Source organism: Methanosarcina sp. WH1 (genome assembly GCF_000970005.1).
Lineage (GTDB): Archaea > Halobacteriota > Methanosarcinia > Methanosarcinales > Methanosarcinaceae > Methanosarcina.
Genome location: NZ_CP009504.1, coordinates 1808251 through 1827416, shown reverse-complemented (window position 1 = coordinate 1827416; position 19166 = coordinate 1808251). Strand labels below are relative to the sequence as shown.

12 protein-coding genes are annotated in these 19166 nt (G+C 43.4%); 6 read left to right on the top strand and 6 right to left on the bottom strand.

The features are described from left to right. Positions 1–137 precede the first annotated feature (137 nt). Positions 138–590 (top strand): universal stress protein, encoded by a 453-nt coding sequence (locus MSWH1_RS08025; protein WP_048127599.1) that lies wholly within the window; start codon positions 138–140, stop codon positions 588–590. Between the two features lie 70 nt (positions 591–660). Here MSWH1_RS08025 and MSWH1_RS08020 read toward each other — a convergent pair whose 3' ends face one another. Further along, positions 661–2202, bottom strand: a complete 1542-nt coding sequence (locus tag MSWH1_RS08020) for a 4Fe-4S binding protein (RefSeq protein WP_048127597.1) — start codon at positions 2200–2202, stop codon at positions 661–663. Further along, positions 2199–4580, bottom strand: a complete 2382-nt coding sequence (hdrA2, locus tag MSWH1_RS08015; protein WP_048127595.1) for a CoB-CoM heterodisulfide reductase HdrA2 — start codon at positions 4578–4580, stop codon at positions 2199–2201. The genes MSWH1_RS08020 and hdrA2 overlap by 4 nt, the downstream gene beginning before the upstream one ends. A gap of 1035 nt (positions 4581–5615) precedes the next feature. Here hdrA2 and MSWH1_RS08010 point away from each other — a divergent pair. From MSWH1_RS08010 to MSWH1_RS07990, 5 genes are all read left to right on the top strand, one after another. Continuing rightward, positions 5616–5897 carry a ferredoxin-thioredoxin reductase catalytic domain-containing protein gene (locus MSWH1_RS08010; RefSeq protein ID WP_048127593.1) on the top strand — a complete coding sequence of 94 codons (282 nt, stop codon included), beginning with the start codon at positions 5616–5618 and terminating at the stop codon, positions 5895–5897. Between the two features lie 775 nt (positions 5898–6672). Then, entirely contained in the window at positions 6673–7137 is a 465-nt protein-coding gene (locus MSWH1_RS08005) for a (Fe-S)-binding protein (protein WP_048127591.1), read from the top strand. 10 nt (positions 7138–7147) lie between these two features. After that, a complete protein-coding gene (locus tag MSWH1_RS08000; RefSeq protein ID WP_048130315.1) occupies positions 7148–8392 on the top strand; it encodes a formylmethanofuran dehydrogenase subunit B in 1245 nt (414 codons plus the stop codon). Beyond that, on the top strand, positions 8392–8790 hold the full coding sequence (locus tag MSWH1_RS07995) for a molybdopterin dinucleotide binding domain-containing protein (RefSeq protein ID WP_048127589.1): 399 nt from the start codon (positions 8392–8394) through the stop codon (positions 8788–8790). Before MSWH1_RS08000 ends, MSWH1_RS07995 begins: the two co-directional genes overlap by 1 nt. A 178-nt stretch (positions 8791–8968) precedes the next feature. Beyond that, positions 8969–9253, top strand: a complete 285-nt coding sequence (locus MSWH1_RS07990; RefSeq protein ID WP_048127587.1) for a hypothetical protein — start codon at positions 8969–8971, stop codon at positions 9251–9253. 265 nt (positions 9254–9518) lie between these two features. On the opposite strand, the gene MSWH1_RS07985 is transcribed toward MSWH1_RS07990, so the two are convergent. From MSWH1_RS07985 to MSWH1_RS07970, 4 genes are all read right to left on the bottom strand, one after another. Then, positions 9519–11495 (bottom strand): nitrous oxide reductase family maturation protein NosD, encoded by a 1977-nt coding sequence (locus MSWH1_RS07985; protein WP_231585376.1) that lies wholly within the window; start codon positions 11493–11495, stop codon positions 9519–9521. Between the two features lie 492 nt (positions 11496–11987). Next, positions 11988–14981: a NosD domain-containing protein gene (locus MSWH1_RS07980; RefSeq protein WP_231585377.1), complete on the bottom strand. Its 2994-nt coding sequence runs from the start codon at positions 14979–14981 to the stop codon at positions 11988–11990. Between the two features lie 698 nt (positions 14982–15679). After that, the gene (locus MSWH1_RS07975) at positions 15680–17260 is read right to left on the bottom strand and encodes a histone deacetylase (RefSeq protein ID WP_048127580.1); all 1581 of its coding nucleotides are present in this window, start codon (positions 17258–17260) and stop codon (positions 15680–15682) included. 2 nt (positions 17261–17262) lie between these two features. Further along, positions 17263–18969, bottom strand: coding sequence for a hydantoinase/oxoprolinase family protein (locus tag MSWH1_RS07970; RefSeq protein WP_048127578.1), 1707 nt, complete (start codon positions 18967–18969; stop codon positions 17263–17265). Positions 18970–19166 lie beyond the last annotated feature (197 nt).

Below are 19166 nucleotides of genomic sequence, written 5' to 3'. Positions count from 1 at the left end.
GCTGCATTGAGATGACCTTTGTTTAGTTACCTGACCTTTTCACCCCCAAAACGAAATCATCCTTTTATCTTTTCACTCCCTGAACCCCGATGCAATTATATTTCTTACAGGCACATAGTGTAATTGGGTGTTGTTTTATGGGAGTCGTTAATTTCAAGAAAATAATGATCGCAACCGACGGTTCGGTCTGTTCCAGGATGGCTGCTAACAATGCGATAGAGCTTGCCCGCTTGAGTGGAGGAACTGTTTATGCGGTATATGTGGTGTCCACGGATTATTTCTCTTCGATGGCTGTCGATTTTGACTGGAAAAGGATGAATGAAGCCCTGAAAAAAGAAGGACACTCAGCCGTTAGTTATGTCAAAAGGGCAGGAGAAATGGAAGGAGTCGATGTGAAACTCATCCTGCTTGAAGGACATCCGGCAGACGAACTGATCCGTTATGCCGAAGAGAATAAGATGAATATTGTTGTTATGGGGACTCTCGGCAGGACAGGACTGGACAGGCTGCTGCTCGGCAGCGTGGCAGAAAAAACTGTCCGGCACTGCAAGGTGCCGGTAATGATTGTAAGTGAAAAGTGCAGAACCTGAGGCAAAGAATCGAAAAATCACATTCAACCTCAGGTTTTGATCTTCTGCATCTGCATCAATCGGTTTTTCTTCAGCTTTCCATCTTCTTTTTCACAGCTTCTGTGGTTTTTTCCGAAGAATCGGTTTCCCAGAGTTTCCTGACTCTTGCACTCTTAAGGACAGGCATGAGAGAATCTATCTTTGCCTGCACGACTGCAAGCGTTTCCTCATCGGTGCATGGGGGCTCTATGCCCATAAACTTCTGCGCTTTGAGGGTTTCAGTCTCTCTAAAGACGGCGTGGTCAACCCCTTTCCTGACTCCGGTCTTCAGGGATTCGATTGCATCCCTCCACTGGGTAGCCCAGGGTGTATCCGGAATCTCTGTGTGGTGGACATCAGATCTCTCTACTTTTATAGCTCCAAGGTGGCAGGCTTTCACGCAGGCTCCACAGTAAGTGCAGTAATCCTCGGCAAAAGCTATCTTTCGAGGGTCTTCGGGATCTGTGGGGACGTACCAGAGATTCGAGGGGCAGACATTGAAGCAACCGCGGCAGCCCTGGGGGTCGCACTCTTTGAGGTTTACATCAATAAGGCTCAATTCCCCTTCCATGGGCTTTTGCAGGTCAACAGCTTCATAGGGGCAGACAGCCTGGCAACGGGCGCACTGCGTACATTTCAGCTCGTCAACCTTCACATTGCCTTCCACTTTCGGGGCTTCACAGGGGCGCTCCCCTTTAACCTTTATTGCCTCTTCCGGACAGATATCCTGGCAGAGTACACAGTAGTCACATTTATCCTCGTCTACAAGAAGCTGCTCAAAAGGTACAGGGTTCTCAGGGGTAGGCTCGCGCTCAAGCAGGAGAAAGGCATCACAGAACCGGGCACATATCCCGCAGAAGTTACATTTTTCAGTGTCGATTTCGATTTCACCCTTTATCCCTTCCTTAAAGGGAGCAATCTCTTCTTTTTTAGGAAAGGTGAACTCGACCTCTATCGCGTCCTGCGGGCAGGCTCCCTCACAGAGGAGACAGGGAAGACATTTCTCGTTGATATGTACATAAGTATCGTATTTTGGGTACTGATTTTCATCAGGGACCTCTCCCACAGCTTCGAAGGAAATGGCATGCACAGGGCAGAGGTTTGCACACATCCTGCAGAAGGTGCATTTATCAAGGTCCATCATAACAGGAGGAGCATCAAGCCCGGTTGCAATCTCATGTATGGGTCCCAGTTCAAGGGCTTTTGTGGGGCAGATCTCCACACAGATCCCGCAACCGTTGCAGCGCTTATAGTCGTAATCAAGGGTCTTGAGGGACTTCTCAGTTGCCTGCGTATAGAGAAAATGTGTCCCCTGCAGGTCCATGCTGGTTGTAACTGTGATTTTTTCCTGATTTTCACCTTCGACTTCTTCAGCCCCTGCTTCTACCGGTTCTTCGAACTCGAACTCCTCAGATCCGGATTCTTCAGATTCAAATTTCCCTGATCCGGATTCATCAGATTCGCATCTCTCTGCGTCTTTTTCTCCGGTTTCAGGCTTTTCATTTTCTCCAGCTCCGCAGCAGCACCCGCCACATACATGAGTTTCCTGCTCTGGGCACTCTTCGGGACACTCTTCAGAATGTTTCTCGCTCACTGTGCCACCTCCTCCGGTCCGGTTCCCGTACATTCCTGCTTAAGTTCGGTTCCTATGGGTCCTATTTCTTCGAGTTCTTTTACAAACTCGGTGATTGTGTTCGAGAAACGTTCTCCTTCGGCAGCCGAGATCCAGAGGGTCCTGAGCCTTTTAGGATCAAGCCCTATTTCCTTTATGATTTCTTTTAAGACATCCATTCGCTTTTCTGCATCAAAGTTTCCGTGAATGTAGTGGCATTCGTCCATCCTGCAGCCTGCAACAAGCACCCCGTCAGCTCCGCCTTTTAAGGCTTCAAGCACGAATTCCGGGTTTACTCTTGCAGAACACATGGTACGGATGACCCTGATGTTTGTCGGGTAATGGATCCTTGACATTCCTGTCAGGTCTGCACAGGCATAACTGCACCAGTTGCAGAGGAAAGCTACAATAAAAGGACACTGGGACTTATGGGCAGTTGCCTCTCTTACCTGCGCAAGGATCTGCTCGTTTTCAAAGTTCCGCATCTGAATTGCCCCTACAGGACATGCTGCACTGCAGTCTCCGCAGCCGTAACACGAAACCTCGTCCACAACAGCTTTTTTGTCGACAATACTGATCTTTCCAAACTTGCAGACATCCACACATGTCCTGCACCCAATACACTTTTCGGGATCAACATGCGCTCCCATTGGGTCGGCTTCAAGCTCCCCGGTCCCTAGAAGCTGCATTGCTTTTGAAGCGCAGGCACTTCCCTGAGCGATCGAAACCTGGATTTCCTTGGGGCCTGAGGCGCAGCCTGCCAGGAAAACACCACTCACCGGGGCGTCTACAGGACGCATCTTAGGGTGGGCGGGGGCGAAAAATCTGTCCGGCCTCCGGGCAAGGTTCAGCATCCTGCATATCCCTTCTGCAGCTTTGGCGGGTTCGTAACCTGTAGAGAGAACCACCATGTCATAGGCTTCCTCCTCGGGACGGCATTCCAGAGTGTTTTCATAGCGGAGAACTGGCCTGCCGTCATCACCCTGATAGATTTCCGCTACCTTCCCGCGGATGAAGTCCACGCCCATTCCCTGGGTCCTGATATAGTATTCCTCGTACATCTCTCCGGCTGCCCGGATGTCGATGTAGTGGATGGTGACTTCCGTGTCCGGGTAACGCTCCTTAATCATCTGAGAGTTCTTGAGCGCGGCCATACAGCAGACGCGAGAACAGTATTCGTTACCCACGGTTTTGTCCCTGGATCCCACACACTGGATGAATGCAACGCTTTTAGGGGGTTTTTCGTCAGAGGGCTTGAGGACCCTCCCTCCGGTGGGCCCTGCAGAGTTCAACATCCGCTCAAGCTGCATGTTCGTGATGACATCCGGGTATTTCCCAAAACCATATTCTTTTTTCCTGGAAGCATCAAAGAGCTGATAGCCCGTAGAAACGATTACAGCTCCTGCTTCAAATTCAATTTCCTCAGGCTTCTGTTCGTAATCTACAGCTTCTGCAGGACACGCCTGCTGGCAGAGTCCGCAGCCCACGCAGTGGTCAGGATCGATGAGAACCACCTGGGGGACGGACTGGGGGATTGGCATGTAGATAGCCCGGGTCTTTCCAATTCCGTAGTTCATGGGGTTTTCTATTTCCACGGGACACACCCCGGCACAGAGGTCCACACATCCCTTACATTTGTCCTCGAGCACGAACCTAGGTTTGCGCCTGACTTTTACATGGAATTTTCCGACGGATCCTGAAATATCGGTAATTTCTGAGTAGGTGTAAAGAGTGATGTTCGGGTGGTTCTGCACATCCGTCATTTTGGGGGCAAGCACACAGATAGAGCAGTCGTTTGTTGGGAATACTTCATTCATCAGGGCCATTTTACCTCCGATTGTAGACTCCCTCTCTACCATGGTTACGGGAAAACCGGCTTCTGCAAGGTTTAAAGCGGCTTCAATTCCTGCAACCCCTCCACCTATGACAAGGACATTTCTGCTGGCTTTTGAGTTTGTTGCACTCAGCTCTTTGAGGAATTTGGCCTTTGCAACCCCCATCCGGATAAGGTCAAAAGCTTTCTGGGTCGCCATCTGCGGGTCGTCTGCATGCACCCAGGAGCACTGCTCCCTTATGTTTACCATTTCCAGAAGGTAAGGGTTAAGGTCGGCTTTTTCCATGACATGCCTGAAGGTCTTTTCGTGCAACCTGGGGGAACAGGCAGCTACCACAACCCTGTCGATTTTGTTATCCTTTATATCCTTAATGATGCCTTCCTGTCCGGAATCGGAACACAGAAACTGTACATCCCGGGAAAGCACCACATCTTCCAGTTTACTCGCCATTTCTTCAAGGGCTGAAACATCAATTACTCCTGCAATGTTCAGTCCGCAATGGCAAACGTAGACTCCGATTCGCATGTTTGTTGACTCCTTATATTTATGAATATTTTTAGAGATCGAATTCTGATATATCTTTTGATTCTTTTTATTTATATCATTTATAAGTTAAAATTTCAGAATTATAATTCAGGAACGTTTTCCTGCGCATGATTTCTGCCAGTGCAGAAAAAAGAAGGTCCTGTGTAGCCCTGGTTCAGTGTGTTTTTATCACAACTCTGGAAAGGCTTTTCTTTAAGTTTACCGGGCATTTGTGGAATTTGTGTTTTATAAATCTCAATATAAATTTTCCCTCAAACAGGATAAAAAGGTAGCCGTTTTGTACAAAATCAAAACCTTTATTTTGTAAAAGTTTTTTGAGCCTCTGACCGGCAACCCTATAATAAAAAATTCAGAATCATCAGCCTTTTTAGTGTTATTTCCCGGTGGCTTTCCAGGTTTGCCTTCCTTCAGCTTCATTGCAGGCATGAGCAGAAATATTTTAAAGCAACTGTAATTTCATCATAAGGTAACCCCGGTTCTGCTCCCTGATAGGCCAAATAGGCAGAATAATTTTACACTGCCTCATATAATAATGTATGATGAACTATTTAAGCTATGTACAATCTGTTTAATCCGTTATTTTAAAGAGGCATATACCACATTATTTATATACTGCGTCTGATATTTATATATCAATATAATACTTGCATGTATATTAACTTTCGGATTCCTGTTAAAGCCCGTGTTTAAATTCCCGGGAAAAATCTGGTTATTTAATCGGGTAATCTCAGAATGGCTGATCGAAGATTACGATGCTCACCAATTGATTTTATAGTTTGAAAGCTTAATTCGTAATCGATCGGTCAGTGCCGAATTGTTGCTTAATAATTTATATGTATGCGGGAATTTCCTGTGAACGGAAGTTTAAAAAAATTCTTAAGAAACCTGAAAGGGGAACACATCTACGGCAATTGTGCAAGAACAGGAATGCTTCTGATTCTCCAATAATATTTCCGTGTATGACCTTCTCCCGAATAACAGTATCACTCTTACAAAAACAGGAGGGAACTCTACATGAGTGAACACGATGAAGTAAAAGACAAAATGTATGAATGGACAGAAAAATACGCAAGCAAAGCAGGCTACAGGCTTAACCCGGATAAAGAAGCTCTTGATTATGTTCTTGACGGGCTTGCTTCAAGGGTTGAAAAGTTTGGGAAGCGTTATTGCCCTTGCAGGATAGTAACCGGGGACGAGAATGAGGATAAAAAAATAGTTTGTCCCTGTATTTATCATAAAGATGAAATTGAAAAAGACGGAAACTGCCACTGTGAACTTTTCTTTAAGTCTACCTGATCTGACTTTGTTCTGCCAGACCTGCTCCAAAAGCAGGCATTAAATACTAATTAAATACTATTAGCGAAAGTGGGAAAGGACAATTGATATAAATACTTTTTGCCCACTTCCAGCCACTCTAATCTTTTCACTTAAGTTGAAATACCTTTCTTTCAGCCTGCAAAAAGGCAAAACAGTGTTCTCTTCAAAATGTATAGGGAAAAGTAAATTTCACATATTTGTTGAATATCTAAAAATATACCTGAGTCTGAAAAACATGCTCATGAAGCATATAAAGCGAAACAACTGTGTGATAAAATTGATCTAACTGTGTGATAAAATTGATCTAACTGTATGATAAAATTGATCTAACTGTGTGATAAAATTGATCTCTATCTTGCAGGTGGAAGATCCTTCCTCAAATTTGAAGAGGATACGCAAGAACCTTATTTGGGAGTTTGAAGTCTCTGAAGACTGTTAACACTGCTAATTAATATTAACATTGAGAACTAAAAAGCAATAGTTTAAGGTGGATTACATTCATTTCTTTATTGAATCTATTAACATTGTACTTCAATGCTCTTAGGTACTCAATATTTTTAGATAGCATTTCCTTCAAACCGGATATTCTTTAATAAAATATTTCCGGTTCACACTGGCATATACATTCACACAATAGAATGTACAAACACTATTTACCTGATGTAGTTACCTGGTGTGGTATTGACCTGCCATCTTTTTAACTGCCATATCTTTAATAAACTATAAAATAAATTTGACTCAAGGGTGATCTGGAATGACAAATGCAATGGAACTTTATCAGATGCTTCCAAAAACGAACTGCAAAAAATGTGGAAAAAACTCCTGTATGGCGTTTGCAGTTGCCCTTATGGCTCGCGAGCTAACAGCTGATGACTGCCCGCCCCTTAAAGAGGAACCTAAATACAAAGAAAACTACGAAAAGATCAGCAGCCTCTTCAAGGCGTCAGAAGGAGCAACTTCAACCGGACTCATAGTGCATGAAGAACTCTGTTTTGGTTGTGGAAACTGTGTGGTTGCCTGCCCTCCTAATGTAGCAAACGATCCCTATGGAGTAGGCTCGGGAAATGCCCCCAGGAATGCTAAGAAGCTGGTCCTGGTCGTAGAAGACGGAGTTGTCAAAGCCCAGAATGTAGAGGAATGCCGTAGATTCGGGAAGAACAAGATCCTCTGTAACGGCTGTATAGTGACCTGCCCTGTAGAGGCAATCGAGTTTGTGTGAGGTAAAGAGGATGGAAAAAAATTATAATGTATGCACAGGCTGTGGGATGCTCTGCGACGATATCGAGGTCGAGTCTGAAAAGAACATAGTAAACAAAGTCTATACCGCCTGCAGGGTTGGGGTAGCCCACATGAAAGAAGGAAGGGATAATGCAGTTTTCCGGGTTGACAACAAGCCTGTTGATGAAGCAACTGCCATCAGTGAGGCTGCAGCTATCCTGAAGAATGCAAAAAACCCCCTGATTTTCGGGCTTGGGACTTCTACCAACGAGACTCAGAAACTTGCAATAGAGCTTGCAAAAAAAACCAGTGCAACCCTTGATGATACTTCTTCATTCTGCCTGGGGCGTGTGGTTGAATCCCTCCTTCAAAACAGGTTCAAGACATGTACCCTTGACGATGTGAGAAATAAAGCCGATGTTACCATTTTCTGGGGAGCAGACCCCTCGGATTCTCACCCCCGCCACCTTTCAAAACATTCCTATTTCCCAAGGGGCGCAGAAAAGCAGCGGGGATGGGAAGAAGAGAGGACTGCAATTGCAATAGATGTTCGGAAATCCCATACCGCAAAGATCTGCGGGAATAATTTCTTCCAGATCCCGCCAGGAGGAGATGCCGAGTTCATCGACGCCCTTATTGCAGGGCTTTCCGGAAAGCTTCCAAAAACGTCCTACAACTTCCCCCCTAAAAGGATTCTTGAACTGGCGAATATCCTGAAAGGGGCAAAATTCGGGGTAGTCTTTGTAGGGCTTGGCTTGGTCTACTCCCTGGAAAACCTTGAACCCCTTTTCCGGCTTATGGACACCCTGAACGAAAAAGCAAATTTCCACCTGATACCTATGGTAGGACATTACAACATGCGGGGCTTTAATGAAAACCTCTTTGAGGAAACAGGGCATGTGAACAGTGTAAAGTTCGAAGATGGCACTGTGAAGCATGGACCCGAATATTCGATCGTTGAATCCCTTAAAGCAAAAACCGTGGACGCAGCCCTTATCGTCGGTTCTGACCCTCTTTCAAGCCTTCCCAGGTCTATTGCAAAGAATCTGCTTGAAATTCCAGTCATTTCACTTGACCCCTGCGAAACCCTTACCTCCAGAAGTGCAAAGGTCTATATCAACACTGCAATCAGCGGGGTGGAATCAGGAGGAAGTGCCACGCGTATGGATGGGGTAAAGGTAGACTTTAAACCTGTTGTTGAAACAACACGGCTCTCGGATGAAGCAGTTCTCAAAAAAATAATGGAGGCTCTCTGATGGATTTCGGATCTTTTCTTAAAACCCCTGAAATAAAGGTCAGGATCATAACCTACAGGGACATCTTTCAGGACAAAGCGATGATTGAAAACCGTTTTGGGGAAGAATACAGGGACCGCTCGGCCGTAATAAAACTGGATCCTACCGACTTCAAGCAATTGAGCGTGAAAAAAGGCGACACAGTAACCCTGAAAAACTCTTTCGGAACAATTGTGGTCAGGGCTGAGGAATCCGGATACGAGCCCTCTCACCGAGGCATCGCATATATGCCTAACAGTCCCTGGTCCAATATGCTGGTTTCGGATGAAACAGGCGGTACAGGAGTCCCCAAATTTAAAGACATTTCCGTAACCGTTACCAGTGCAAAAGGAGAAAAAGTAACTGACCTCGGGTTTTAACTACCCGGGTTTTAACTGCCCTTTGACAGGCTCATGAGAAGCCTTAAAAAAGAAGCCTTAAAAAGGTAGCCTCTTAATAAGACAGCTTTCAAAAAGAGCCTTAAAAACGGAAATTTACTTCTTATGTCTTTATTTTTCTCCCTTTTCAGTTTTTTCATAACAACAACCGGGTGAGAGTATGGCTGACGCGCTCCTGAAATTTACCAGGGTCTTGAAAAACGGAACCGTTTTCTACCATTTTGAAGGTTTTAATAATGTAAAATCAAGATGGGAACTTCCCTGTGAGTACCTGTCCACCACTCATTTTGCAGCCTGGAACGGAATTTTGCTTTACTCTGACGGGAGTGTTGTGAAATCTCTGTTTCCAGGCAGTGTTGTCCCGGAAAATGAGTATATGAAACTGATGAACCTTATTGAGATAGGGAAAAAACGGTTAAGCGAAATACAAAGTAAGTTTGAATAATTGAGTATTATGAACAAATTTTTTTTATACATAAGGGAAAAAAGTAAGATAAAGAAATAATCAGGATGAAGGGTCATTCCTTCTCCCGACCTCATTTCTTGTTGGTTGAGTTAGTAAATTACTATCTCTGTGAAACCAGGCTTATGTTAGCCCCTTTTTGTTGATCATGGTTCAATTTTCATAAGTGGTTTCAACTTCATAAGTTTCTATTTTCGTAAGTAATTGTATTTGTTTAGTTTGTAGCTGTCTCTGGTTAGTCTGGAGATCACTCAGATTCGTCTGGAGGTACCCATGTTTCATCTGGAGATATCCATGTTTCATCTGGAGATGTTTCCGTTTGATTATCTGCAGATATTTCTGTTTGATCATTTGTAGGTGTCTCCGTCTGGCCATCTGTTAAATCTACTGGAGTTGTAGATTGTTCTGGTTCAGAAACAACTACAAGCGGGAGGTAATCCGTATAGCCGCTGGTTGAGATACTGAACACTCCATCAGCAATGCCGTCTCCATCTGTATCCGTTGCAGTCTGGGAAAAGCCAGTACCATCAGGTTTTGCCCAGAGGTTTCCTCCTATGTACGGTCCGCCTGCAATATTTGTGCCTGCGATTTTTGTTGTGTTCCAGACGTTCCCAAAGCTTCCCGGCTTAATATCTGCGTTAACGTTGTTATTCAGGTAGTTATTAAACACGGTATTGTTGTTGCTTGTGGAAGTCATATAAAGACCTGAAACACCGTTTGAAACTATTTCATTGCCTGAAATCTTATTATCGCTGGAAGTTATCAGGTGGATGCCCCGGTTGCTGTTGGAAACTTCGTTTCCTGAGATATTGTTTTCTAAGGAATAAGCCAGCAGGATTGCATATTCGCTGTTGTCCGAAATAGTATTTTTTGAAAACGTGTTCTTGTTCGAGGTTGTGAGGTAAACTCCTCTATTATTGCCGGAAGCTTCGTTGCTGTTTAAGTTATTATTACCTGAACCTTTGAGGTATATACCGTAAGCACGGTTAGAATTTGCTATGTTGCCGGTCAGGTCGTTATAGTTGCTTGAATTTTCCAGGACAATACCGTGGTCATTACCTTCGCTTGCATTGCTGTTAGAGAGTACGTTCCATCCTGAGCGCAGCAGGTAAACTCCATACCTGTTTTTCAAAGCTGTGTTGTTTAAGAGCGTATTGTAATTGGAATCCTGCAGGTAAAGTCCTCTTCCCCCATTCTGCATACTGTTATTAAGGACAGTACTGTTACTGGAAAAAGCCAGGTATATACCAATTGTGTTGTTCGACAGTATGTTTTCATTTATATTACAGTTAGTAGAGTTTAAGATAGATATTCCAGATAAGACGTTATCCGAAGCTGAATTCTCCAGAACATTGTTGTTTCCTGAAGATGTGATCCGGATACCATTTCCGTTATTTGAGACTACATTACCCGAGAGCATGCTTTCACCTGTCCTTAACAGGTAAATGCCTCTGCTGTTGTTCAATGCTGTGTTATTTGTCAAGTTGTTACCACTTGAATCTCTGAGATAGATGCCGTAGATTGTGTTGGAATCTACCGTATTACCTTTCAGGTTGCTGTTACTTGAACTTGAAAGATAGATTCCGTAATCTTCGTTTGAAATTGCAGTGTTGTTTTCAAGGCTGGTGTTACTGCAACTTTCCAGGACAATACCATGATCAATGCTCATACTTACCTTATTATCTGAGAGCATATTACCTTCGGAGATAAGCAAATATATTCCGAACCTCTGATTCGAAATTGTGTTTCCCGAAGCCATGTTATATTTTGATCTTTCGATATTAATTGCCCTCTTACCATCTACTGCTGTGTTGTTGAGGATAAGGTTGTGAGTTGACTGTTTAAGGTATATTCCCAGTGTGTTGTTTGCTAACCTGTTATTTTCGATGGTACAGTTACTGGACCTTATCAGGTAAACTCCTGCGCGGTCAGTTCCGGCACCATTAATGCTGAACCCCGTAATTACTACGTTATTTGCTTCGACATAAAATACATCCTCAGCTTTATTGTTCGCCGTAACTATCGTATCTTCTGGGTTCCCTGAGGCTGACCTTATAACCAGATCATCTGTCATTATTCTGAGATTTTCAGTATAGCTTCCGGGACTTACGACAACCTCATCCCCCGGAACAGTTTTATTAACTGCATTTTGTATTGATTCCCCTGGCTGGACAATAATCTCAGTTGCAGTTCCGATACCCGAGCTTATCGTAAAGACAAGCAAGGTTAAAAATATAGCAATAAACCTGTGTATATGAATCCCCCACTTCAGATATTATTAATAATTCTTCTTTATATTTACCAACAATATATAAACATGGGATAATATAAATCTATTAGAAAATAATATCAGAATAATAACCCAAAAAGTAAGCGAAAAAGAGCAGATCAGTACCAATTTGTTGAACCAGTCTGTTGAACCAATCTGTAGAACAATCTGTTGAACCAGACTCAAGAACATGAGTTCAAAAGTAAGGTGAAAATAGTATAAAAAAAAGAATAAGATAGAGCCGATATCTTTCTTCACTTTTTGAAAGAAAAAGGAAAAAAAATAAAAACAGGATGAAGATATCAAACCTCCATCATTCTTTTTTCTACATTTAAATATATTATTTATATTTAATTTAGCTTATTTAATTTAGCTTATTTAATTTAGCTTATTTAGTTTAGCTTATTTAATTTAGCTTATTTAATTTAGCTTATTTAGTTTAGCTATTTATTTCCTCTTATACAAGAGTACTGCAAGCAGACCAGCCACACCGTAAACCAGCTCAAAGCCCGGCATACCTGTACTTTCTCCCTGTTCGGATTCCTGATCAGCTTCCGATCCTGTATCCTCCGTGTTCTCTTCAGAGTTGTCAAACTCATCTCCAGGCTGGATTTCAGTTGCAGTTTCTTCCTGAGAGTTATCTGCCTTCCCTGTTATTGCGAAGGAAGAAAAGCCCGGGGTTTCAGCTGTGAAGTACAGGTATTCTTCATCTTCATCTGACAGGCTGACTGGCAACTGCTCCCATGTTTTGTTGCTGAATCTGTTCAGGGTAATCGAAGCTTGGTCTATCTTTTCATCCTGGGCCCAGGCCTTTTCAACCTTGAAGCCAATTACAGGGTTTTCGATGTTCTTTGAGGTTGCAAACCCGCTGTTGCCAACCCATATGTTAAAGAACTTATAGACTTCATCCGAAGGTAACTCCGAAACAAGGGTAGATTTATTTTTTAACTGTTCAACAATGGTTGTGGTTTTGCCCACGGTCTTCTTTGAATCGAAACTCACATACACAACACAGGTTGCTTTTTTCGTGAAGTCAAACTGTACAGCTTTTCCGTTTGTAATGAAGACCTGGGAAAGTTCCTTTACTTCAATGTTTCTTGAAGATTCAGGAGAACCGCCACCACCGCCACCACCACTGCGGCTTCCACCACTGCTTTTCCTATTTACAGCTATCTGAATAGTTTTTGTATCAGTGTCGTTTGCGTTGATCACAGTCAGTTTAGCGGTGTAAGTCCCTGCAGAAGGGTACACATAAACAAAACTTGTTTCGTTTGAATCCTCAATTCCATCATTGTTAACATCCCAGCTCCTCGAGGTTGCATTCTGTGATGTGTCAGTAAACAGAACTGTGAGGGGGTAATAGCCACTGGTCTTATTTACTGTAAAGTCTGCTACGGGAAGAATTTTAGTTTCATTTTCTTCTTCTCCTTCTTCAAGCACGTTTATATCAGAAGTTTTTGAGTCCGTGCCGTTCGGGTTGCTTGCCGTCAGATTAACGGTATAAATTCCTGGAACAGTGAACTCATAAACTGGATTATTTACTGTGGAATCAATAACTCCGTTATTGTCAAAGTCCCAGCTTACAGAAGTTGAATTCTCTGAAAGATCAGTAAACTGAACAGTTAGAGGAGCATATCCGCTGCTAACGTTGGTACTGAAGTTTGCATCTGGACGTACCGGTGCAGCGACAGCTACAAGCGGGAGATAGTCTATAACGTTGGTTGTTGTGAATATTACCTCAGTAATGCCGTCTCCATCTGTATCGTTGTTGAGTTGAGAGTGTCCCTGTCCATCAGGTTTTCCCCAGAAATTTCCGCCAAGGTATGGTCCACCAGCGATACTTTTACCTTCAGTTTTATCCGTGTTCCAGACGTTTGAAGTGTTTCTGACATTTGTATTCGCGGTGTTACTAAAGTAATTGTTTACAACCTGGTTATTAGAACTTCTGGAGCACATGAAAATACCGAAGTTCCTGCTCGAAGTTATAATGTTGCTTGAGATACTGTTGCTTCCGGAAGAGTCCAAAGAAATTCCAAAGTTGTTGTTAGAAGCCCTATTTCCTGAAAGAGTGTTGCTGTTGGAAAGTGAAAGCATTATCCCATCGTCGATATTATCCGAGAGAGTATTGTTAGAAATCGTATTCCCACTAGAATTCATTATGTAGATCCCTTTAGAATTGCGTGGGGCTATATTGCTGAGCAGGTAATTATTGCTGGAATTCACCAGGTAGATTCCATAAATACTGTTTGAAGCTGCAGTGTTTCCAGAGAGGTTGTTGTTGTTGCCCACGTTTTCGAGAAGAATACCATGGCCAGTATTCGAGTTTACTATATTGCCTGAAAGTGTGTTTCCACTGGATACCGTGAGTAAATGTATTCCTCTGTTATTTTCAGATGCGTTGTTATTGGTCAGGTTATTGTTGTTTGAATTCCCGAGAACGATGCCATCAGCACTGTTCAACCTGGCGATATTGTTGATAAGATTGTTGTTGCCGGCTTTATCCAGAACTATGCCGTTCATTAAGTTTGAATTTGCCAGATTTCCTGAAAGCGTGTTTATACTGGAAGTTAAGGTAAGGTAAATACCTCTGTTATTGTTATGTGCATCATTGTTGACAAGGCTGTTGTTGTTGGAATACCGCATGGCGATTCCATAGTCAACATTTGAAACTGTATTGCTTTGCAGGTTATTATTATGAGAAGTATTCATGAAGATACCATGCGTGAGAGAAACCAGAGCATCATCTGATACCGTGTTATCCGAGATTGTGTTCCCGGAGGAAGATACCAGGTTAATGCCGTTAGTATTGTTGAACACTGTGTTGCTTCTAAGGATGTTGCTCTCTGAACTTGACAGATAAATCCCATAGTCCTGGTTTGAGTTTGCAACGTTGTTTTCGAGAGTACTGTCGATTGTGTTTTCCAGAACTATTCCGTGGTCAGCACTCTGACTCACGGCGTTTCCTGAGAGGATGTTATCCTTTGAGCCGGATACATAAATCCCGTACCTCTGGTTTGAAACCGTATTGCTCAAAACATTGGTGTAATCGGATTGTTCAATGTTGATCCCTCTTCCCGTGCCTACATTGAGGTCTTTACTGGCGGTGTTATTGCGAATAATATTATTATGGGAAGTCTTAAGATATACTCCAAGAGCATCGTTGTGTAATATGTTGTCCTCAATGGTACAGTAAGTACTTCCGGTCAAATAGATTCCTGAGTTGTCATTTCCTGCTCCAGTAATCTTAAACCCTTTAATTGTTACATTATTTCTGTTCTGGATGGTGATTACATTTGCACCTGAGTTGCTAGCTGCAATTATCGTGTTTGCAGGGTTCCCGTATTCTGACTTTATTACCAGGTCATTTTTGTTTATGATGATATTCTCTGTATAAGTTCCGGGTGCTACGAGAATTACATCGCCTGGATTTGCACTGTCCACTGCGGTCTGTATCGGATTAGTAGAATTAGCATGAATTTCAGCCGCTGCCCCCGCACAGGAGCTTAGTGTGAATATGAGAATGGTTAATAGTAATATTTTTAATATCTTTATTTTAATCCCTCCCTAAAAATAGAAGAAATTTATTATGATACTCTCCACAATTAATTAGGAATTAACTACATGTATAATATAAACGTACTGGTTCTATTTAATAATTTTCTAAAGTAATGTTTTCAGAAAAATCAGGATTAAAAGAGCTATATTTATTTTAGACATCCAAGAGTCATTTCATTTTATGCTGAAATTATCCAGCTGAATAAGTAAAATTATTTCAAACTGTTAAATCTATTTTCATGGTTAACATAATTATTTTAATAGTTAAGAGAAAAGTTAATATATTTACAGTGTTTATCCTGAAAAAAGCGGCCTCTTCTCTAAATTGTTCTCTTAGCATAGTGTGTATACTCCTGAAAAGAAAAATGTAAAAAATAAAACATAAAAAAAATTCACTGGGATGGAAAAAGATTCTTAAAAGTGGCGAGACTGGAGAAAAAAAAATATAAAAATTAAAATAAGTGAAAAGCTCCAGCCTCTACTGATTCATCAAGGTTTATCAGGAGGTGAGTCGGAACCTGCAAAGATTCTCAATACCCAGATAGTAAACTGGTTCCTTTTCCCAATAGGTATTTTTCTAGGTTTCAATATGATGTTTCCTGTTTTGTCCTTCTATTGTATTCTCTATATTCATCCGCTTTTTTATCCTGAAGGTACACGTATTCGTATTCTGGATAAGTGAGCCTTTTTTCGTACTCTTCTCTGGCTTCAGCCTGGCAACGGTCACAGGCATAGATTGGCACCGAAACCCCGAAAATCCTGGTATCGTTTATGCTCCTGTGGGCTTGGGAGTCTATGGTTACGTAACCCTGGCAGTCAGGGCACATCCTGATTGTTTCCTCCTGGAATTCCTGGATCATATCGGTATCATAGAAAATCTGTTTTTTCCGGCGGTAAAAGTCTCCGTGTTTTGCAACCTCTGCCTCTACAAGCCTGTCCCGGTTTTTCCAGTTTTCAAGCTGGGTAGCAACAATTTCCTCAAGGACCTGCCTGTCCCTTGCAGCCTGGACAAACATCCCATGCCTAAAATCAGGCTCCTTTACGCAGGAATAGTCAAGCCCGGCCATGGCAAGGATTATTCCTGTATTTACATAAGGCAGCGCACTCTGGATAGCATAGCCTCCTTCAAGCACTGCCATATCAGGGGCAAGTTTCTCGTTCAGTTTTGCATATCCCTGCGCGGAAAAGCGCATGTTTGCAAGCGGGTCAGAAAAATGGTTGTCCTGCCCTGCGGAATTGAGGACAAGTTCGGGTTTGAAGTCCTCCAGAATGGGCAGCACCAGTGTATCGAGCACGTAAAGGATACCCTTATCCGGAGTCCCGGGCGGCAGAGGAATGTTGATTGTCCTGGCAAGGGCTTTCGGACCTCCAAGCTCGTTAACGAATCCAGATCCCGGAAATATCGTCCTTCCATCCTGATGAAAGGAGATAAAAAGCACATCAGGATCGTTGTAAAAAATCTCCTGTGTCCCATCCCCGTGATGGACATCAGTATCCACAATTGCAATCCTGCGGATCCCATACTTTTTTCTCAGGTACTCAACAAGGATTGCTTCATTATTGATATTGCAAAAACCGCGGTTTCCGTGAGCTACTGTCATGGCATGATGGCCCGGCGGGCGGACAAGGGCAAAAGCGTTTTTAACCTCTCCTCGCATGAGTGCATCAGCAAGGACCAGGCAGCTGCCTACTGAAATCCGGTGAGGGGTTGTAGCCTGGGCTTCTATATCGGGGATACAGAAATGGACTCTGGCAATATCCTTGAAATCCGCAAGACGGGGCTTATACTCTGCGATTTGCGGAAGGTCCATCAGCCCTTCTTCAAAGATCTGGTCCCGCGTATAAAGGAGGCGTTCCTCTCTTTCCGGGTGAGTTGGAGAAATTGCCCAGTCAAAAGCCGGGAAGAAAATAAGGCCTGTCTTTGTTGCTCCTGTTCTGTCTGCCGGAATCATGGGTTCTTTTTCAGGTTCATTTTCAGGTTCATTTTTCGATTCAGTTTTGGATGCATCTTCAGATTTCTGCTCTGAAGTTTTTGTTTTCATTGTAACTTCCCCAATTCTATCAGGCTCTAGTTCCTCTTCTTTCCGTTCTTTTTTCTCTTCCCCGGTATTTTTTTCGGCTCCGCTTTTGAGAGCATCCCTAATTTTCCCAAACCCGAGTTTCATGCTTATTCCCTCCTCTTCCATTCGGGAATCAGGCCTGCCGGGATCTGCATACTCACATCAAAAAGCCTTCCTACCGTAGACCAGCCCATAACCACGTTAAAGACCTCACTGTTAGTAATCTCGGCTTCGTCTGCATACTCGGAAATCCCAAACCTTTTTGCGCGTTCCCTGAGGAGTTTTGTTGCAAGAGCTTCGGCTTCCTCTGGGCGCATCTTATTGAAATTCCCGATATCCGTTGAGTTAAGGCTTACAATCTCTCCTTCCTCAGCTACCGAATAAACCTTCTGCTGAGTATCGATACGCAGGTTAAGGGTAAGAGTAGGCCTTGCAACAGCTGCCCCTATGGCATTTCCTACTTCCGAATATTCGGGAATAATTGGTTTGGCGTTCAGTTTTTTTGCGACTACTGAAATCAGGCCTCTTGCTCCACCCCCAATTCCGACCACATTTTCAGGCTTTTCTTTTTTCCTCTGCAGGACTTCCCATATCCTGTAAGCAGGTTCCTGTTCCCATTCAAGAAACATTTCCCTGACAGCTTTTTCAATAATCCCTGCAGTTGTGTCCACTATAAGGGAAGCGATTTCTGTTTCGGATCTCCCGAGACTGGAGGCTACGGATGCAACTGCCTCTTTTGCACGTTCGAGATCCCCAACCTCGACAAGCCCGAGCACTCTCAGGGCATCCGTAGGGGTTGGTTCTTCCCCACCCATGCAGTAAGCAGGACCTGCCCTTTCTGGGCCTATGGTTACCAGCCTGACCCCATCGTCGGTTTCCCTAACCCTTACAATGCTGTCTCCTCCTACCGCCATAGAGCGGACGGCAAAAGCCCGGACATGGGTAAGGAAGTTTTCAAGTTTTGCACCTTTGGAGGCAATAAGCGGCTTTCCGGAAAGGATAAGAGCGAGGTCGGTAGTGGTTCCACCTATGTCCACTACAACAGATGTTTGTCCCTCAGGGGTAAGGGCGAGAGCTCCTATCGTGCTTGCTGCAGGCCCCGAAAAAATAGTTTCCACAGGGAAAGCTACGGATTTTTCAATCGGCAGAGTCCCCCCGTCGGCTTTAAGGATGTATACGGGAGCCCTGATGTTCCTTTCTCCAAGGGCTTTTTTGATCTCTGCGACGAACTCCTGATAACGTTCCCCTGTTGCAGAGGCCAGCATAGAGGTTGCGATTCTTCTCGGGAAATTCAGTTTTCCCGAAACCTTATGCCCGAGATCTACTTTGCAGTCCGGATACATTTCCCTGAGGATTTCTTCTATCCTGAGTTCGTGGGAAGGGTTCCTCTGTCCGAATTTGCTTACTACGGCAGCTCTGGAAAAACCTTGCTCCTTAATATGGCTCACCGTTTCCCGAACCTCAGCTTCATCGAGGGGCTGGATCTCCCTTCCCCTGAAATCCATAGCTCCTTTAAGGTAGAAACTGTCTGGAAAAACATAACTTTCAGGGTTAACGCCCGGGCCCGGAATGAGCAGCAGAGCCACACGATCAGTTTTACCCTCTGCAATAAGATTTGTTATTACGGTTGTACTGAAAACCACCCTTTCGAGTTGTTCCGGAGGAACTCCTCTGCTGACCTCATCAAGGGCATTGAGCAGAGACTTAAGAAGATTCCCTCGCTCAGTTGAAACCTTGGTCGTACTGTATACATTTCCGTTTCGGATAAGCACCGCATCCGTGGTGGTGCCCCCTACATCAATTCCTATAAACATTCACAATTCGCCTATCCTCACCTGAATGAATTAATCTTTCTATTTTCGTACTTATTCTGTATTTTATAACTGGATTTAATTTATCCAGTTTCAAATGATTTCGATATAGAAATAAGTGTGTGCTTTGTTTCGATACAATACAGATCCGTATAATGTCTTTCCCATAAAAAAGAGATTAAAAAGGCAATCATCTTTTT

Bases quoted from the DNA above. Each gene is read 5' to 3' on its own strand.
- MSWH1_RS08025 (WP_048127599.1), top strand. From the start codon at position 138: ATGGGAGTCGTTAATTTCAAGAAAATAATGATCGCAACCGACGGTTCG.
- hdrA2 (WP_048127595.1), bottom strand. From the start codon at position 4,580: ATGCGAATCGGAGTCTACGTTTGCCATTGCGGACTGAACATTGCAGGA.
- MSWH1_RS08010 (WP_048127593.1), top strand. From the start codon at position 5,616: ATGAGTGAACACGATGAAGTAAAAGACAAAATGTATGAATGGACAGAA.
- MSWH1_RS08005 (WP_048127591.1), top strand. From the start codon at position 6,673: ATGACAAATGCAATGGAACTTTATCAGATGCTTCCAAAAACGAACTGC.
- MSWH1_RS08000 (WP_048130315.1), top strand. From the start codon at position 7,148: ATGGAAAAAAATTATAATGTATGCACAGGCTGTGGGATGCTCTGCGAC.
- MSWH1_RS07995 (WP_048127589.1), top strand. From the start codon at position 8,392: ATGGATTTCGGATCTTTTCTTAAAACCCCTGAAATAAAGGTCAGGATC.
- MSWH1_RS07990 (WP_048127587.1), top strand. From the start codon at position 8,969: ATGGCTGACGCGCTCCTGAAATTTACCAGGGTCTTGAAAAACGGAACC.
- MSWH1_RS07975 (WP_048127580.1), bottom strand. From the start codon at position 17,260: ATGAAACTCGGGTTTGGGAAAATTAGGGATGCTCTCAAAAGCGGAGCC.
- MSWH1_RS07970 (WP_048127578.1), bottom strand. From the start codon at position 18,969: ATGTTTATAGGAATTGATGTAGGGGGCACCACCACGGATGCGGTGCTT.